This is a genomic window from Halpernia sp. GG3, assembly GCF_052976925.2.
On record NZ_JBRIIR020000012.1, the window covers coordinates 117,772 to 134,878 of the forward strand.

Genomic DNA, 17,107 nt, shown 5'->3' on the forward strand with positions numbered 1-17,107 from the left:
TTATTCTTCTAATATTTTTTTAAAATCCTGTTTGTGTACGATTATTTCTTTTTTACTTATTCTGTCGGCGTTGTAGATACATTTTATTTGCTTTAATTTAATGTTGTTGACTTCTAGACAAACCAGTAACCCAGAAAGCAATTCTTCAATTGTAAAATGAAATTTTCCATTTTTAGAATAGCAAGATTCGTCTCCCTCGGCAGTAATTAAAATGACTGCGTCGACTTGTTCTAAAGGATTTTTTTTGTTTTTTTGTTGCCAGTGTTTATCAAAAACTTCGTCGATCCAAAGTTTTAAAAGAGGTGGCATCCCAAACCAGATTAGTGGAAAATGAAAAATAATCCGTTCGTAGTTTGGTAGTCTTTTCCTTTCCCGAAAAGCCGCGATATGAAAATCGTGGTATTCTTCATACAAATCCCGAAAATCCAGATGCTCATATTTGCCATAAAATTTAATAATTTCACGGTTAGACCTAGAATATTCCAGATAAGGATGGGCAAAAAGAACTAATGTATTTTTCAAATAAACATCGGGTTTTTGTAAAAATAATTATTTAAAATTAAAAAAACAAAAAAACAGTTTCAAGAAATTGAAACTGTTTTAAAAGTTATATTTGAAAATTAAACAAATAACTTATTAAATATATTTTTGTTTAAACATTTAAAATGGGATTGCTTTTTTGTTTTAGCTCAGTTCAAACAAAGTAATTTCGGGATCAATTCCGACTCTACCGGGATAACCAATCACTCCAAAACCTCTATTAACGTAAAGATTTTTCCCTTCACTTTCATAAATATCTGCCCATTTTGGATATTTATATTTGACCGGCGACCAACGGAAATTTTTCAAATCAATTCCAAACTGCATTCCGTGTGTATGTCCAGACAACGTGAGTTGCACATTTGAAGGGTGCATTTTTACTTTATAATCAAAATGCGTCGGATCATGACTCATTAAAATTTTTGCAGCTTCAGGCGGAACTCCGGCGGAAGCTTTATCTAAATCTCCGAATTGTGGAAAAGGTTTTATACCCCAATTTTCAACACCTAAAATATAAAGTTTTTCTCCATTTTTTTCAATAAATCGGTGCTCATTTCGAAGCATTTCAAAACCAGCTTCTTTCTCATATTGAATTAATTTTGGAATATTTTGCGCTTTTGCTTCTGGCGAAGGCCAATCTGCATAATCGCCATAATCATGGTTTCCTAAAATAGCGAGTTTTCCGTCTTTAGACTTTATGGTTTTAAATAAAGGAATAAATGGTACAAATTCTTCGGCAAAATTATTAACCATATCTCCGGTGAATAAAACGAGATCAGCATCCTGTTCATTAATTAAATCAATAGCATGCTGTAATTTTTCAGGTGCAAAAAAACTTCCGCTGTGAACATCAGAAATTTGAATAATTTTATAACCTTTAAAACTTGCAGGTAAACCGGCGATCTTAATTTTCACTTTTCGAACATTGTGACGGTATTTACCAAAAATAATTCCGTCGATAAAAGCGTAAGAAAGTAGTGCTGCAGTGCCTATACCAAGGATAGATAAGAATTTCCTTCTTGCGGGATAATGTGTCGGTGTAGTTGATTTTACGGAATTAATGCCATAACCAAAAAGCCGAATGACGTCATCAATTAATAACATGACCACAATTAGCAGTTTCGGAAGAATAAAAATTACAAAAATGGAAGCGAAAATCTGAATTCTGTGCTGATCCCGGTCACTTCTTCTAAAATTTAAAATTTCATAAATGAAAAACGCGTATACCGCAACGGTGACAACCCAATAAGAAATGCGAATCCAAGTGTTGTTTGTGATAGTTTTAAAAGCCTGATAGACGTAAAATTCTAACAGAAAAATAATTCCTGTTATGATTAAAATATTCTTTTGCATTTATTTTTTTAGGGGAAATCTGTACACAATAGCATTAATGTTCATACCTGCGCCAACGGAAGCGAAAACGATGTTTCCACCAGGTTTAAAGGATTGGTCTTTCATTTTTCCTTTAACAATTAAATCAAACATTGTCGGGATAGTGGCCACAGAAGAATTTCCAAATTCCTGAACAGTCATAGGCGATACAGCGTGGTCATATTCTTTTTTACCGTACAATTTAAATAAGCGAGAGATCATCGCATAATCCATTTTTGCGTTGGCCTGATGAATTAGTATTTTATCAATATCGTCGATATCCAAATTGGCGGCGTCTATAGTTTCTTTGATCGCATCCGGCACATTTTTTAGCGCATATTCGTAAATTTTGCGACCGTGCATTCTAATATATAAAGTTTTTTGCTCCGCAGATTTATTTAAAGAAGGTGCATTTTCTAAATACATTAATTCTTCATCATTATCACAAATGGTATTGTCTGAGATCATACCGACATTTTCCTCATCCGTAGCTTTCACAACAACGGCTCCGGCGCCGTCTGAGAAAATCATTCTGTTTCTGTCGTGTGGATCTGTCACACGACTCAAAGTTTCTGCGCCGACAACAAGAATTAATTTTGCTTTACCTGCTTTAATTAAAGTGTCAGCTAAAATCATGGCTTCAACCCAACCTGGGCAACCGAAGATCATATCATAATTGATACATTTCCGGTTTTTTATCTTCAACTTATTTTTAACTCTGGAAGAAATTGACGGCATAAAGTTGCTCATACCATTCTCATCTACGTCCCCAAAATTGCTGGCGTAAATAATATAATCTAAATCTTCCCTGTTTATTTTTGCATCTGCGATAGCAGTTTCTGCTGCTTTTGTACCAATATCCGAATTGACCTCACCTTTATTAATATATCGGCGGTTTTCAATTTCAGTAATTTCTACAAATTTCTGAATGACTTCGGCATTAGGTTTAGTTAAGAGTTCTCCTTCGTCTGAGTAGAATTCTGAATTTAAAAAATGTTCTCTACTGATAATTCTTTCCGGTAAATGGCTCCCAGAGCCTATAATAATGGTGTTTGGCATGCTAAAACGTAGTGTTTAAAAGAGCAAAGTTATGAATTTATATTAAAAGCTGACCTAAACAAATTTATTATTAAATTTGCGAAAGCTTTATTTAGAGATAATATGAAAAACAATGCGGCTGTAAGAGGTTTTGTGATTTCCGTTCTAGCAGTGATTTTTGCGTTTGGGATTTATTTCCTTTTTTTAGCCAAAAAAAATTATTATTTAGTAGATAATCCTTCTCAAAACATTTATTATTTTAAAATAAATAACACTCCTGAAAAAATTATTTCTGGTGGTCAAAGTGTAAAAGTGGATATGAAAACAGGTGAGAATAAAATTGCGGTTTTTGATGAAAACAGAAAACCCATCTTTGATTCTACTTTTCAGGTAAAAAAAATACGGGGTTTACTTAATATTTCACATCAGGATTATTATGTTTACCAGCAATATTATGGCTATAATCTCAATAAAGATTCTCTGGTAAAAACTCAAAAGTCTCTGGTAATTGATGGCAAAAGATATTTAGGAGGCGCAAGATTATTTAATAAGCTTTACACTGATGATTTTTATTATAATGTAGATGAGGATTATGATAAGATCATTAAAAATATCGCAGACGTTGAATCCCGCACTAAGATCTTCCGTAAAGAGGATTTTGTTAATTACTATAAATCGATCTATAAATATTAAATAAATTTCGAAAAGAACTATTTTATTTAAGAAAATAAAATAATATAAATTTGAAATCGCCATTACAACATTTAAAAAAATGACTTTAGATTGGCGATTCCTTATGATTAGGAAAAAAATGAAATGAGCATATGAAACCAGTTACACCTTATAATACAGATGCCGGAAAAAAGCGCGAAGTTGAAGATATGTTTGACAACATTGCGCCGAAATATGATTTACTAAACCGAGTTTTGTCTTTAAAAATAGACATTCTTTGGCGAAATAAATTAGTGAAATGGATGAGCGAAGATCAGCCAGAATTAGTTTTAGACGTTGCAACCGGAACAGGGGATTTAGCCATCACAGTTCAGAAAAAAACTGGTGCAAAAGTAGTTGGGATGGATCTTTCACAACAAATGCTCAATGTTGGAATTACTAAAATTAAAAATATAAATTTAGATTCGCAGATCAGCATGGAGAAAGGTGATGCAGAAAACCTTTCCTATGAAGATAATAAATTCGATGCTGTTTGCGTTGCATTTGGAGTGCGTAATTTTGAAAATTTAAATAAAGGTTTGGAAGAACTGAGAAGAGTAGTGAAAGAAAACAGAAGTGTTTTTATTTTAGAGTTTTCTAAAGTGGAGGGCTTTCTCGGACCATTTTATCAGTTTTATTTTAAAAATATTTTGCCAAAAATTGGCCGTTTAGTTTCTAAAGATACTCGCGCCTACACCTATCTACCAGATTCTGTAAATGCTTTTCCATATGGGGAGAAAATGAAAAGCATTCTGCTTGAAACTGGTTTTAAAACAGTAGAATATAAAAAACTAACTTTAGGAGTCGCCACTATTTATAAAGCCACAAAATAAAGATGAACAAATTATTTCTAAAAATATTTATTGTAACCACATTTACCGCCACCAATTTATTTGAAGCGCAGCTTTTCAGAACAAAAGACAGAATGGATAACCTGGAAGGCGTGGATGATCAAAAATTGAGTTACGGGTTTTTCTTAGATGCCAATCAATATGATTATAAAATAGTTTTAGACCCAAAATATGGAATTGATGGCAATAAAAATTTAGTTCAGAGTAAAACTACTGCAAGTTTTGGCGCCGGTTTAATTGGAAAGGTTCGTTTAAATGAAAATTTTGATCTACGTTTAGAGCCTGGTTTGCAATTTGTGCAGAGAGATCTAACTTTTGATACGCAGGTTAATGATAAATATGCTGCCGGAACTTCAACCAACGCGCCGTTTACACCGATGACTTTAACCGACGCTGATAAAAACCGACAAGTAAAATCTACTTATTTAGATATCCCATTACTATTAGAATTTCATGGTGACCGATGGTTTAATTCCCGTCCTTATGCGGCAGCCGGCGTAAATTATTCCGTTAATTTACAGTCTAATAGCTCCAGTACAGATGATAACCAACAGGGTATTTTCAGAAGTACAACTACTAATTTTGGTTACGTTGCAGAAATTGGAATTCAGTTTTATTTCAGCAGATTTAAATTAACTCCTGCTTTTCGCGGGACTTTTATGACAAACAATGAATTGGTTTCTGATAATGCCGGAACGCCTCCTTATTGGGCAGCCGCAATTTCCACCATGCAAACAAGAGCGTTTATGTTTGTTTTGAAGTTTGAGTAGAAGATAAAAATATTAAATTAACCACAAAGAGATTTTAATTTAAAATCTCTTTTTTATTTTCAAAAATTCAAATAAATTTAACTTTATGCTTATATAAAATTTAAATTATCTATTTTTGTAAATGTTAGAATAAAAACCTGAAATGCTCCAAGACTTAGAAAATAATTTTTTAGTTTTAGAAAAAAAAGTTCTAAATCTTCATAAGAATTATAAAAATTTGAATGAACAGTTTACAGAACTTAGTTTGGAGTATGAGCACATGAAAAAGAAGTATGAAGAGGAGCGTAAGAAGAATCAGGAATTAGCAGAAGAACAGAAAAATATAAAACTTTATTCAGCACTTTCAGGAAATTCAGATCACAACCGGTTGATGAAAAATCATATTAATCGTTTGGTGAAAGAAGTAGATACCTGTATTGCGCATTTACAAAACAGCGGTTTATAATGGATGTAAGAAGAATTACAATCAATATTGCAGGGAGAACCTATCCGCTAAATGTACCTTCCGCAGAAGAAGAAACGCTTCGCCGCGTGGGAAAACAGATTGAAAGTATGATTAAAGAATTTGAAGCCAACTTCGATGTACGGGATAAACAAGATGCGATTGCAATGTGCGCCTTAAAAATGGGCACCAATGCAGAAGTAGCTAAAATATCTCAGGAAAAAAATATTAAAGCTTCTACAGAGCGTGTGATGCAAATCAACCAGTTTTTAGAAGAATTGGAAAAGTAGATTGTTCTTTTCCATAAAAACCTGCCTACAATAGTTCTAACACATTAAGGTAAACTCAACACTATTAAATTAACGAGCAAATGTTCCCGGAATGGCGTGCCGATTTACTTCGGATTACAGACAGGGAAAATGAGCTTAAATCGTGTCGATTAGGAGTTTACTCTACATCTATAAGAATTATTGTAGGCTTTTTTATTTAAAAAAATTAAGAAAAAACATAAAATATATTATAAAAACAGACTTTAACATAAACAAAAACAAATGACAACAACACTAATTATAGTCGGTATCGTTTGCGTGATCTTGGGCGCAATTGCAGGCTTGTTATACGGCAAAAGTATGGTGAATTCAAAAGCGAATTTTATACTTCAGGATGCTCAGAAAAACGCAGAGATTATTTTAGAAAAAAGTAATATTCAGGCCGAAGCCACAAGAAAAGAGAAACACATCCAAGCTAAAGAGAAGTTTTTAGAACTGAAATCTCAACACGATGCAAACATCCAAAATCGTGAAAAGAAAATGCTCGATGGGGAAAGTAGGATAAAAGATAAAGAACAGAAGTTAAATGATGAGCTTAGTAAAACTGGGAAATTAGAAAAAGATCTTGAAAGAAAAGTTTTGGAATTTGATAAAAAAACTGAAATCATTGAACGCAAGCAGCAGGAATTAGATAAAGTGACATCGCAAAAAGTTGAATTGTTAGAAAAAGTGGCTAATTTTTCTGCAGAAGAGGCTAAAAATGAATTAGTTGAAGCTATGAAAGCTGAAGCTAAAACGAAAGCGCAAGCTCACGTTCAGAACATAATGGCAGAAGCGCAGTTAAATGCTAAGACAGAAGCCAAAAAAATCGTTATTCAAACCATTCAAAGAATTGGGACAGAACAAGCTATTGAAAACTCTGTTTCTGTCTTTAATATTGAATCAGACGAAATAAAAGGTAGAATTATCGGTCGTGAAGGTCGAAACATTCGTGCTTTAGAAGCTGCGACTGGTGTAGAAATTATTGTAGACGACACACCGGAAGCAATCTTATTATCTTGTTTTGATCCTGTGAGACGTGAAATTGCGAGATTATCTTTACACCGTTTAGTAACTGACGGAAGAATTCACCCAGCAAGAATTGAAGAAGTGGTGGAAAAAACACAGAAGATGATCGAAGAAGAAATCATCGAAGTTGGGAAAAGAACCGTGATAGATTTAGGAATTCACGGTCTTCATCCGGAATTGGTGAAAGTAGTTGGTAGAATGAAATTTCGTTCTTCTTACGGTCAAAATTTATTGCAACACTCGAGAGAAGTGGCGAACATCGCTGCAACAATGGCTGCTGAATTAGGACTTAATGTGAAATTAGCTAAAAGAGCAGGTTTACTTCACGATATCGGTAAGGTGCCAGAACAAGAATCAGAATTGCCACATGCACTTCTAGGGATGCAATGGGCAGAAAGATTAGGCGAAACAGCAGAAGTTGTAAATGCAATTGGAGCGCATCACGATGAAATTGAAATGACCTCACTATTATCGCCAATTATTCAGGTCGCTGATGCAATTTCCGGCGCAAGACCCGGCGCAAGACGTCAGGTTTTAGAATCTTATATTCAGCGTTTAAAAGACTTAGAATCTACTGCTTTAAGTTTTGAAGGTGTATCAAGCGCTTACGCAATTCAGGCAGGCCGCGAACTTCGCGTTATGGTTGAAAGTGGACGAGTTTCTGATGATGTTGCCGCACAACTTTCTTATGATATTTCAGAAAAGATTCAAAATGAAATGACTTATCCAGGTCAGGTAAAAATTACGGTAATCCGTGAAACCCGAGCAGTAAATATTGCAAGATAAAATTTAATAATGATTAAATTTAATACCAATAATTAGTTTTATTGGTATTTTTTATTATCTAAAATTTACTAAAAAATAGAATAAACACTATTAATTTAATTAATTGTTATTAGTATATTTGTTAAAAGTTAATATGATGAATAAATAATCTATTTTACTCATTTGTGCATTTTTAGTTGTAATAATGTTTATTGTCAATTCTTTTTTAATGTTAAAATTCAAAATGCAATTTATGACTCGCTTAATTCTCATCTTATAACCCTTGAGCAGGGAAAATTTTAATGGCTCAATAAGCAGATCATAATTATAAGAAAATTAACGCGCACAGAAAAAAATCAGACACAAAACAAATTTATTGTGTTATTGATGTTCCTGAAGAATATATTCAATATTGGAAATCTGAACTAAAAAGTAGAGGAACTATAGTTGCTTTTGGATAATATCTAAATGATGATTTTAATAAAAGATTAAATGATGAATATTCAGGCTGTCTTTTCTATGTGATTATTTTTTTTCTGTGTTAAAATTTAGTAAAAAATAAAGTGTTTAATGCCAAAAAATTATTGGTATGAAAAATCTTTCAGAATTGCAATATATTTATTCATTCACTACTATTTTGGTTATTACATTTTTAGTAATAATGGTTGTCGTATATATTTATCTTTATAGAAAAAAATCTGAGTTATTACTTGAAAGACAGTGTAAAGAAAAGCAGTTTCAGCAAGAACTGACTCGCGCAATCATTGAAATGAAAGAAACTACTCTGAGCTATATTGGACAGGAATTACATGATGATCTTGGTCAAAAAATGTCCGTCGCAAAACTAATGATCAATCATGGTTTAGAAAATGCGGAAGGTGAGCAAAAAGAAATATTATTAGAGATAGATGATATTATCGGCGACAGCATCAGAGGTATTAGAAGTTTAAGTAAGAGTTTTATATCGGAACAAATAGAAAATTTAGGCCTCATAGAATCTATTAATAAAGAAGTTGCCAGAATTGATCGACTAAATTTAATGCTAATAAAATTTAGCCACAATGTTGATAAAATAGATTTACAAAATAAAGACAGTTTGATTTTATTTAGAATTGTTCAGGAATGTATAAACAATGTTTTAAAGCATTCACGAGCGAAAAATCTTGAAATAATAGTATTTTCTGTAGACGAATCTGTTGAAATAACGCTTAAAGATGATGGAATTGGTTTTAAAAATGATAGCTATAAAAAAGGAAGTGGACTCATCGGTATGCAAAAAAGAGCAAATCTTATTAATACAGATTTTTCGCTGATCACAGATGAAGGTTTGGGAACAACAATATTTTTGAGGTACAATAAAAATATTAAGTAAATGCAAAGAATAAATATAGGAATTGTTGACGATCACAGAATGCTCTCTGCGGCAATTGAGAAAATGATTTCTATGAATATAAAATATAAGGTTAATTATAATTCCCCCAACGGTGAAGTATTTATAAATTCTTTAGAGCAAAAGAAAATTGTTCCTGACATTGTTTTAATGGATGTAAATATGCCTTTAAAAAATGGCATAGAAACGACTCAGTATCTTAAAAATAATTACCCTGAAATTAAAGTAATTGCTTTAACTATGACGGATGATGAGAAAACAATTATCTCTATGATAAAAGCTGGTGCAAAGGGATATTTACTTAAAGATATGTCGCCCAAAATTTTATTTAAAGCGATTGATGCGGTTTTTGAAAAAGGGGAATTCTTTACAGATATGGTCACACAATGCTTACTAAATCGCCGAATAGAAGAACACGCGGTAAAAGATGCCGTAGAAGATTTAAAGTGTAAAGAAAAGGATTTTATAAAATTAGCTTGTAGCGAAAATACATACAAAGAAATTGCAGATGTAATGAATTTAAGTCCCAAAACTATAGACGGCTATAGAGATTCTGTTTTCGCAAAATTACATGTAAAAAGTAGAGTAGGCTTGGTTCTCTTTGCCTTAAAAAATAATTTAAACTAAAGTATATTACTTTCTAAAATCTAGAGGAATACTAGTTTTAATATCATTCGTTTTTTAAAATAAATTATAAGAACGGCTTCATTTCTTCTTCAATATTTTTACGTAAATCCATTAAGCGAATCGCATATTGTTCCTGTTGTTTTTCCTGTTCAGTTTTAGGAATCCATTTTGGGACGGGTAACGAATTACCATTGTCATCAACCGCGACAAAAACAATGATGCAATGTGTTTTCTTAGTGAAGATCGGTTGCTTAATATTTCTTGAAAAAACATTAATTGAAATATGCATACTTGAATTGCCTGTATGAATTACCTGCGCTTCAACTTTCACTATTTCGCCAATTTTAATGGGATGAAAAAACCGAATTCCACCGACATAAACGGTAACGGAATAATTGCCTGACCAAGTCGTCGCACACGCATAACCTGCCTGGTCGATCCATTTCATCACACTTCCGCCATGTACATTGCCGCCATAATTAACGTCTGAAGGCTCGGAAATAAACTGAAAAGTTATTGGTAAATTGGTCATAAAGTTTTTAAATTTAAATGGATCTTATGTAAAATTACCTTTGTAAATTACAGATCAACCACTTTTTTATTGATTTTATAAACTGTTCCTCTAAAACTAGCGACCAATTCTCCTTTTTGATTCTTAATCATAATGTCATAGATCCCTGTTTTTCGTGTTTCTGTGAGCAAAATACTTTCTGCAAAAAGGGTGTCGCCTAATCGAACTGCGGCGGTAAAATTAATAACACAATTAAGCGCAACTGCAGCTTCACCAGAATTATTAGAGGAAAGAGCAAGAGCAGAATCTGCAAACGCAAAAGTAATTCCGCCATGCACGGTTTTTAAACCGTTAATCATTTGTGCTTTTATGGGCATTTTCAGATAACAATATTTTTCTTTTATCTCTAAAATTTCTATTCCCAGCCATTGTGAGAAAGCGTCTTGGTTATAAAGGTATTTTGCGGTTTCTAAAGGTGTCATAGGTTTAAATTAATATTTTATAAGTATACCAATGTATCAATATAAAAGTTTTCCAATTCTTTACCAAACCAATAAATCAATTTATAATTTTTACTAAATAAGCAGCTAAAAAAAGTTTGCTTCTACAATTGTTGTGTTTTTAAACTGATAAACTGCAACATTGGTAAATTGTTACATTAATTTTAGCAAAGGACTTTGTCGGTATCGTTCTTCCTGATAAGTTTCATAGAGATTTTGTAAAGTTTCAGAGATTTTATCGAAACTAATTTCTTTCCCCCAAGCGAGCAAGCCTTTCGGATAATTAACGCCTTTTTGCATTGCTAATTCTAAATCTTCATCGCTCGCAATTTGCAATCTTTTGGCTTCCACAGCTTCATTCACAAGCATTGAAATTATTCTTAAAAATATTTCCTGAAATAATTTTTCGTCTTTATTATCTTGGCTGTTATTTCTTGGTTCTTGAGTCTTTTCCGAATAATCATAAAATCCTTTTCCGGTTTTTCTGCCGAGAAGTTTAGCTTCACTCATTCTTTGCTGCAACAAACTTGGTTTGTATTTCGGATCGTAAAAATAATCTGCGTAAACGGTTTTTGTAACCGCAAAATTAATATCAATTCCAATTAGATCCATCAGTTCAAACGGTCCCATTTTAAAATTCCCCACCGTTCGCATCGCTTCATCAACCTGCGCTGGCGTGGCAATTTTTTCTTCTACGATTCTTAATGCTTCACCGTAAAATGGTCGTGCAATTCGATTCACAATAAACCCTGGAAGATCTTGTGCGATCACGGGAATTTTACCCCAGGATTTTATTAAATCGTAAATTTTTTGCGGTAAATTTTCTGCTGTTAAAAGTCCGGGAATGATTTCTACCAAAGGCATTAAAGGCGCAGGATTAAAAAAATGAATTCCTAAAAAGCGACTTGAATTTTTTAAATTGGACGAAATAGAAGTGATGGAAATAGAAGATGTGTTTGAAGCCAAAATACATTCCTCGGAAACAATTTCTTCCAGTTCTGAAAAAACTTTTTGTTTAATTTCCTTATTTTCAATAATTGCTTCAATGACTAAGTCGCAGTTTTTTAAATCTTTAAGTTCGGTGCAGAATTTAATTCTGTTGTAAATATTTTCACTTTCTTCAAAACTAATTTTATTTTTTTCGATTAATCTGGCTAAAACTTTTTGAAGACCTTCCAAAGATTTTTCAGTCTGTGAACTGTTTTGATCGTAAAGAAAAACCTTACAATTATGGGTTGCCGCCACTTGAGCAATGCCAATTCCCATCGTTCCAGAGCCTATTATTCCTATATTCATATAGTTTTAAAGTTTATTAATTTATTGAATTTTTTTCCAAGATTTAGTTATTAAATTTAATAAAATTAAGCAGGGGAAATAATAAAATATTCCAATTGTTATAAAATAAATCATAGTTTCAATAATTGTATCTGTAATATTATTCGATTCATATTTATCATTAAAATATGGCAAAAAATTAACTATAAGATATAAAATTAATCCAGATGCAATTTGGATTAAAAACGCTTTATCAAGTATAATAACTAATTTTTTTAATTTTAAACTTTTAGTTGAATAATCTTTAACAGCAATTAAAGTTATAGGAACCAAAAAAAGGAGAATTGTAAGGAGAATTGTGGTAAACATATTTCATTTCAAATTAATTATTTCCCCTTATAATTCGGTTTTCTTTTCTCTAAAAATGCTGCAACACCTTCTTTAAAATCTTCAGTTTCAGCCGCTTCTTGTTGGTAAATTCCTTCGATATCCAATTGCTCATTAAGCGAATTTCCATAAGATTTATTAAAGGCCTTTTTTGTTAAAGCAATTGCGCTTGTTGGTAAATTTGCAAGTTGCGTTAAAACTTCAAGTGCATCATTTTCAAATGTACCATCAGGAAAAACATCAGCGATTAAACCTAAATTTTTTGCTTCAGTTGCTGATAATTTTTTCCCCGTAAATGCTAGATAATTAGCTTGCTGACGGCCTAAAAGTTTTGGCAAAAAATACGTTCCGCCAGTGTCAGGAATTAAACCTATATTCACAAAAGCCTGAGAAAAATAAGCACTTTCTGTAGCTAAAGAAAAATCACAAATTAAAGCCAACATTGCGCCAGCGCCAACTGCAGGACCATTAACCAAAGAAATAATTGGTTTTTTTGCATTTGAAATATCCTTCACCAAAGGATTGTAATGATCAATCACCATTCTCTGAATGAAACGGTCATCTTTCATTTCATTACCAATTGAAAGCGCGTCTTTCAAATTTTGACCAGAACAAAATGCTTTTCCTCTTCCAGAAATTGCAATGCAGCGCACAATTTCACTCTCATTGCATTCACGAATAAAATCTCGCAATTCTGTTAATAATATTTTATTTAAACTATTGTAAGTTTCAGGTTGATTGAGATAAGCAACCTGAAGTTTCCCGTCTAAAAGTGTTTGTGTATCTAATTGTGTGTACATTTTTTACCTTTTAATTAAATTAATGGCATTTGAAATAGTCAAAAGGCTCGAGGCAGTCGTTGCATTGGTAAGTTGATTTACAAAGCGTCGAACCAAATCTGCTCAGTTCACGCGTGTTTTCCGAGCTACAGCGTGGACATTTTTTTGGTAAATTTAAGTGATTTTCTCCCGCGCCTTTTTCGGGCGGCGTAATGCCATAAATTCTCAATTTTTCCCGCGCTTCGTCCGTGATCCAATCGGTTGTCCAAATGGGAAACATTTGCGTCGTTACTTTTGGTTTGAGATGATGTTCTTTTAACAATTTTATAATATCTTCTTCAATATTAAACATCGCCGGACAAGCGGAATATGTTGGTGTGATAATCACTTCAACTTCATCATCAGAAAGCATTTTTGCGTCCCGAACGATTCCTAATTCTACAATATTAATTACTGGAATTTCTGGATCGGGAACTTGAGAAAGTAATTCAATTAAATTTAACAATGTATCAGTTTAACAGTTTAACAATAATAACTTCAAAGTATAATAATTCAATTATATAATTGTTATACTTTTTATATTGGTACATTGGTTTTTACCAAGTACAACCAGGAAAAGTTCTTTGCATATATTGAAGTTCGCAAAGAATAAAACCAAAATATTCCGTGTGAATTCCTTTTCTGGAACCTTTCTGCATAAATTCAGATTCTGGAAATTCTAAATTAAATTCCGCAAAATCTTTCTTAATTAAAGATTTCCATTCTGCGAAAAGCGCTTTAGAAGAAGGAATAATTCCTAATTCAAAAAGATTTTCTTCCGCTTCAGTTTCGTCGAATAAACCGCCCGTATATTCCCAAATATTTTCTAACGCTTTTTCCAATCGCGTTTGACTTTCTTCTGTTCCAGAAGCAAAAACATTCATCCACGTTTTGGTATGTGTGTAATGGTATTTTACTTCTTTCAAGGATTTTTGCGCTAAGGCAGAAAACATCTCGTCAGAACTGTTGCTTAGATTTTCGTATAATAATTTTTGATAAGTACAGAAAAAGTAAACTTTCAAAAGCGTTTGGGCGTAATCTTCATTTGGTAATTCTACAAACTGTGCGTTTAAATACTCTTTTTCTAAGCGAAGAAAAGCCAAATCATCTTCGGTTTTACCGTCGCCAAGAATTTGAGCAGCGTACTTATAAAAATTATTTGATTGACCCAAATAATCGAGCGCAATATTAGTCAAGGCTATATCTTCTTCCAGATACGGACCTTTGCCGCACCATTCCGCCAATCTTTGACCCATAATTAGATTGTCGTCGGCGATTTTTAAAGTATATTGAGTAAGTAAATTCATAAATTTTTGTATAAAGTATTATGTACAAAGTATTCAATACAAAGGAATTGTCGAATTTACATTGTACTTTGTACATCCGACATTTTACATTTTACATATTTTTCACGTCATTTGGAATCTCGTAAAAAGTTGGATGGCGGTACAATTTATCATCTGCCGGATCAAAAAATGCTTCTTTGTCCACGCCTTCTGAAGTAACGATGTATTTACTTGGAACGACCCAAATTGACGTTCCTTCCATTCTTCTGGTGTAAACATCGCGCGCGTTTTGAAGCGCCATTTCAGCGGTTGCCGCCTGCACAATTCCTGCGTGTTTATGAGATAAGCCGGGTTTTGTCTGTATAAAAACTTCCCACACTTCTAAATTTGCCATTTTGTCTAAATTTTATTTCCGTTAATGTAAAGATTTTCAATTTTCAAACTTCCCTGATTATAAAGAATATTTTGAAAATTATCCGTTCTGAAAGTTACGAAATTTGCCTTAAAATTTTCTTCTAATTTTCCAACATCATTTAAACCTAAAGCATACGCTGATCTGAACGTAATTCCTGCAAAAACTTCTGCAGTGGTTAGTTTTTCATAAGTTGCTAAAATTGAGGCTTGTGTAATTAAATTTCCCATCGGTGCAGAACCTGGATTCCAGTCACTTGCAATCGCCAAAATAGCACCTGCATCTAATAATTTTCTTGCAGGAGTCATTTTTTCACCTAAACCCAAACTTGCGCCGGGAAGTGCTGTCGCAACCGTTTCAGATTTTGCAATAAAATCAATATCTGCATCAATTGTGGCTTCTAAATGATCGGCTGATTTTGCGCCAATTTCTGCCGCAAGGCGTCCACTTCCAGACGTAAATTGATCAGCGTGAACGGTAATTTCAAAACCCATTTCTTTGGCTTTTAATATAAATTTTCTACTTTCTTCCGGTTGAAAAGCCGTTTTTTCAATGAAAATATCGACTCGTTTTGCTAAATCTTCTTCTTTTACTTTTGGTAGAATTTCAGTTAAAATATAATTTAAATAGTCTTCATTATTTCCGTCAAAATCTTTAGGTTTTAAATGGGCTGCAAGACAAGTTGCGATTAAAGTCGCAGGTGTTTTTGTTTGTGCTTCTTTAATGATCCGTAATATTTTTAACTCGTTTTCTACATTTAATCCATAACCACTTTTTATCTCAATGGTAGAAATGCCGATATTTACAAGAAATTGAATTCGATCTAATAATTTTTCTAAAAGTTCTTCTTTAGATTCTTCCCGCGTATCTAAAACCGAACTCCAAATTCCACCACCTTGTTCGGCAATTTCTAAGTAAGTTTTTCCCGCATTTCTCATGGCAAAATCATTTGAACGGTTTCCACCAAAGCAAATATGCGTGTGTGAATCTACAAATGATGGCAGGCAAATTTGTTCATTTTCAATTATTTCTGAGTCAAATGTTTCTTTATTATTTTCTAATTCTTCCTTTAAATCTTGAAATTTCCCAACTTTTTTAATTAAATTATTTTCGATTAAAATGCCGCCATTTTCAATGATTTCTAATTGATAATCAGACAATTTTCCCCGTAAAGGAAGATTAGCAAGCGTGATAATTTGTTTAAACGGACCGATTAATTTCATATGTAGAAATTTATTATTTTATTTGTTTTATGGAATCGCCAAATAATAATAAGTATTTGAGTTTGCAATTTGCGACGATTTCATTTTTACTCTTTTATTTAAGACTGAAACTGAATGATGTTTAAAAATACCAATAATTAAACTTAAGTGCCTTAAGTTTTCATTAATATTACGCCGTTTTTTTTAAATGATCAAAAACCATTTTACTCAGCGGAATAAACATAAAACCGCCAATTATAAAGACGATAAATGCTTTTTGTAGACCAAATCCGTGAGCAAGATAACCAATGATTGGCGGTCCTAAAAACATTCCGACGGTGGAATAAGTACTGATAATTGAAATTACAATCGGAAGTGAATATTTTTTTGCTTTTGCAGCTAGAATAAATGTCATCGGATAAAGTCCGGAAACGCCAAATCCAACCATTGAAAAACCAAGAAGAACTGTCCATAATGTCGGGAAAATAATGGCAATTGAGACACCAAACATTATCAATATTGAACCGGCAAAATAAAGTGTTTGCATGCTGAATTTTTCCATCAATCTATCAATTGATAATCGGGAAATCGTCATGCAAACCATAAACAATAAATAGCCGTAAGTGAATACTTCCTGTTTCACGATTTCTTTTAGATAAATACCGTTCCAATCGTACATTCCGCCTTCACAAATTGCGGCAAAAAACACAATTAATCCTAAAAGCGAAATATATTTGCTTGGTTTTTCTAATTTGAAACTGTTGCCTGTTTTTGCTTTATCATTTTTTATAAGAGATGGAAACATGGTGGCGATAATTATGAATCCAAAAATAGAAACCCATAATAAATGCCAAAAAGATTTCGAAATACGAAT

At 32.7% G+C, this 17,107-nt stretch carries 20 protein-coding genes; 8 read left to right on the forward strand and 12 right to left on the reverse strand.

Annotation, left to right across the window (positions count from 1 at the left end):
• The 3 genes from ACVBED_RS06910 to ACVBED_RS06920 form a co-directional block, all read right to left on the reverse strand.
• The gene (locus ACVBED_RS06910) at positions 1-522 is read right to left on the reverse strand and encodes an NAD(P)H-dependent oxidoreductase (protein WP_473094736.1); all 522 of its coding nucleotides are present in this window, start codon (positions 520-522) and stop codon (positions 1-3) included.
• A 162-nt stretch (positions 523-684) separates the two neighbouring features.
• Complete coding sequence (locus ACVBED_RS06915) at positions 685-1,893, reverse strand: metallophosphoesterase (RefSeq protein ID WP_447119908.1); 1,209 nt, start codon at positions 1,891-1,893, stop codon at positions 685-687.
• Complete coding sequence (locus ACVBED_RS06920; protein ID WP_473094737.1) at positions 1,894-2,970, reverse strand: 3-oxoacyl-ACP synthase III family protein; 1,077 nt, start codon at positions 2,968-2,970, stop codon at positions 1,894-1,896.
• Between the two features lie 102 nt (positions 2,971-3,072).
• On the opposite strand from ACVBED_RS06920, the gene ACVBED_RS06925 reads away from it, so the two are divergent.
• From ACVBED_RS06925 to ACVBED_RS06960, 8 genes are all read left to right on the forward strand, one after another.
• Complete coding sequence (locus ACVBED_RS06925) at positions 3,073-3,642, forward strand: hypothetical protein (RefSeq protein WP_473094738.1); 570 nt, start codon at positions 3,073-3,075, stop codon at positions 3,640-3,642.
• A 131-nt stretch (positions 3,643-3,773) separates the two neighbouring features.
• Positions 3,774-4,493, forward strand: a complete 720-nt coding sequence (gene ubiE / locus ACVBED_RS06930) for a bifunctional demethylmenaquinone methyltransferase/2-methoxy-6-polyprenyl-1,4-benzoquinol methylase UbiE (protein ID WP_473094739.1) — start codon at positions 3,774-3,776, stop codon at positions 4,491-4,493.
• Between the two features lie 2 nt (positions 4,494-4,495).
• Positions 4,496-5,281: a type IX secretion/gliding motility protein PorT/SprT gene (porT, locus tag ACVBED_RS06935; protein ID WP_447119910.1), complete on the forward strand. Its 786-nt coding sequence runs from the start codon at positions 4,496-4,498 to the stop codon at positions 5,279-5,281.
• 142 nt (positions 5,282-5,423) lie between these two features.
• Positions 5,424-5,726, forward strand: a complete 303-nt coding sequence (locus ACVBED_RS06940; protein WP_473094740.1) for a hypothetical protein — start codon at positions 5,424-5,426, stop codon at positions 5,724-5,726.
• Positions 5,726-6,013 carry a cell division protein ZapA gene (locus ACVBED_RS06945; protein WP_473094741.1) on the forward strand — a complete coding sequence of 96 codons (288 nt, stop codon included), beginning with the start codon at positions 5,726-5,728 and terminating at the stop codon, positions 6,011-6,013. The genes ACVBED_RS06940 and ACVBED_RS06945 overlap by 1 nt, the downstream gene beginning before the upstream one ends.
• 261 nt (positions 6,014-6,274) lie before the next feature.
• A complete protein-coding gene (gene rny, locus ACVBED_RS06950) occupies positions 6,275-7,846 on the forward strand; it encodes a ribonuclease Y (RefSeq protein WP_473094742.1) in 1,572 nt (523 codons plus the stop codon).
• 568 nt (positions 7,847-8,414) lie between these two features.
• Positions 8,415-9,197 (forward strand): sensor histidine kinase, encoded by a 783-nt coding sequence (locus ACVBED_RS06955; RefSeq protein WP_447119912.1) that lies wholly within the window; start codon positions 8,415-8,417, stop codon positions 9,195-9,197.
• The gene (locus ACVBED_RS06960; RefSeq protein WP_473094743.1) at positions 9,198-9,842 is read left to right on the forward strand and encodes a response regulator; all 645 of its coding nucleotides are present in this window, start codon (positions 9,198-9,200) and stop codon (positions 9,840-9,842) included.
• A 64-nt stretch (positions 9,843-9,906) separates the two neighbouring features.
• On the opposite strand, the gene ACVBED_RS06965 is transcribed toward ACVBED_RS06960, so the two are convergent.
• From ACVBED_RS06965 to ACVBED_RS07005, 9 genes are all read right to left on the reverse strand, one after another.
• Complete coding sequence (locus ACVBED_RS06965; RefSeq protein WP_447119915.1) at positions 9,907-10,374, reverse strand: acyl-CoA thioesterase; 468 nt, start codon at positions 10,372-10,374, stop codon at positions 9,907-9,909.
• A 47-nt stretch (positions 10,375-10,421) separates the two neighbouring features.
• Positions 10,422-10,835: a hotdog fold thioesterase gene (locus ACVBED_RS06970; protein WP_473094744.1), complete on the reverse strand. Its 414-nt coding sequence runs from the start codon at positions 10,833-10,835 to the stop codon at positions 10,422-10,424.
• Positions 10,836-11,006: 171 nt separating this feature from the next.
• Positions 11,007-12,149, reverse strand: coding sequence for a 3-hydroxyacyl-CoA dehydrogenase NAD-binding domain-containing protein (locus tag ACVBED_RS06975; RefSeq protein ID WP_447119917.1), 1,143 nt, complete (start codon positions 12,147-12,149; stop codon positions 11,007-11,009).
• A gap of 365 nt (positions 12,150-12,514) precedes the next feature.
• Positions 12,515-13,315, reverse strand: coding sequence for an enoyl-CoA hydratase/isomerase family protein (locus ACVBED_RS06980; protein ID WP_447119918.1), 801 nt, complete (start codon positions 13,313-13,315; stop codon positions 12,515-12,517).
• A gap of 19 nt (positions 13,316-13,334) precedes the next feature.
• Positions 13,335-13,799 carry a 1,2-phenylacetyl-CoA epoxidase subunit PaaD gene (gene paaD / locus ACVBED_RS06985; protein WP_447119919.1) on the reverse strand — a complete coding sequence of 155 codons (465 nt, stop codon included), beginning with the start codon at positions 13,797-13,799 and terminating at the stop codon, positions 13,335-13,337.
• Between the two features lie 91 nt (positions 13,800-13,890).
• Positions 13,891-14,640, reverse strand: a complete 750-nt coding sequence (gene paaC / locus ACVBED_RS06990) for a 1,2-phenylacetyl-CoA epoxidase subunit PaaC (protein ID WP_447119920.1) — start codon at positions 14,638-14,640, stop codon at positions 13,891-13,893.
• Positions 14,641-14,731: 91 nt separating this feature from the next.
• On the reverse strand, positions 14,732-15,013 hold the full coding sequence (gene paaB, locus ACVBED_RS06995; RefSeq protein WP_103913214.1) for a 1,2-phenylacetyl-CoA epoxidase subunit PaaB: 282 nt from the start codon (positions 15,011-15,013) through the stop codon (positions 14,732-14,734).
• A 5-nt stretch (positions 15,014-15,018) separates the two neighbouring features.
• Entirely contained in the window at positions 15,019-16,254 is a 1,236-nt protein-coding gene (gene hutI, locus ACVBED_RS07000; protein ID WP_473094745.1) for an imidazolonepropionase, read from the reverse strand.
• Between the two features lie 169 nt (positions 16,255-16,423).
• On the reverse strand, positions 16,424-17,107 hold a 684-nt coding region (locus tag ACVBED_RS07005), incomplete at its 5' end, for an MFS transporter (protein WP_473094746.1).

Excerpts from the sequence above, each read along its gene's own strand:
- ACVBED_RS06970 (WP_473094744.1), bottom strand. The coding sequence starts at position 10,835 with ATGACACCTTTAGAAACCGCAAAATACCTTTATAACCAAGACGCTTTC.
- ACVBED_RS06965 (WP_447119915.1), bottom strand. The coding sequence starts at position 10,374 with ATGACCAATTTACCAATAACTTTTCAGTTTATTTCCGAGCCTTCAGAC.
- ACVBED_RS06915 (WP_447119908.1), bottom strand. The coding sequence starts at position 1,893 with ATGCAAAAGAATATTTTAATCATAACAGGAATTATTTTTCTGTTAGAA.
- rny (WP_473094742.1), top strand. The coding sequence starts at position 6,275 with ATGACAACAACACTAATTATAGTCGGTATCGTTTGCGTGATCTTGGGC.
- porT (WP_447119910.1), top strand. The coding sequence starts at position 4,496 with ATGAACAAATTATTTCTAAAAATATTTATTGTAACCACATTTACCGCC.
- ubiE (WP_473094739.1), top strand. The coding sequence starts at position 3,774 with ATGAAACCAGTTACACCTTATAATACAGATGCCGGAAAAAAGCGCGAA.
- ACVBED_RS06955 (WP_447119912.1), top strand. The coding sequence starts at position 8,415 with ATGAAAAATCTTTCAGAATTGCAATATATTTATTCATTCACTACTATT.
- ACVBED_RS06940 (WP_473094740.1), top strand. The coding sequence starts at position 5,424 with ATGCTCCAAGACTTAGAAAATAATTTTTTAGTTTTAGAAAAAAAAGTT.
- ACVBED_RS06960 (WP_473094743.1), top strand. The coding sequence starts at position 9,198 with ATGCAAAGAATAAATATAGGAATTGTTGACGATCACAGAATGCTCTCT.
- hutI (WP_473094745.1), bottom strand. The coding sequence starts at position 16,254 with ATGAAATTAATCGGTCCGTTTAAACAAATTATCACGCTTGCTAATCTT.
- ACVBED_RS06925 (WP_473094738.1), top strand. The coding sequence starts at position 3,073 with ATGAAAAACAATGCGGCTGTAAGAGGTTTTGTGATTTCCGTTCTAGCA.
- paaC (WP_447119920.1), bottom strand. The coding sequence starts at position 14,640 with ATGAATTTACTTACTCAATATACTTTAAAAATCGCCGACGACAATCTA.
- ACVBED_RS06920 (WP_473094737.1), bottom strand. The coding sequence starts at position 2,970 with ATGCCAAACACCATTATTATAGGCTCTGGGAGCCATTTACCGGAAAGA.
- ACVBED_RS06945 (WP_473094741.1), top strand. The coding sequence starts at position 5,726 with ATGGATGTAAGAAGAATTACAATCAATATTGCAGGGAGAACCTATCCG.
- ACVBED_RS06975 (WP_447119917.1), bottom strand. The coding sequence starts at position 12,149 with ATGAATATAGGAATAATAGGCTCTGGAACGATGGGAATTGGCATTGCT.
- paaB (WP_103913214.1), bottom strand. The coding sequence starts at position 15,013 with ATGGCAAATTTAGAAGTGTGGGAAGTTTTTATACAGACAAAACCCGGC.
- ACVBED_RS06980 (WP_447119918.1), bottom strand. The coding sequence starts at position 13,315 with ATGTACACACAATTAGATACACAAACACTTTTAGACGGGAAACTTCAG.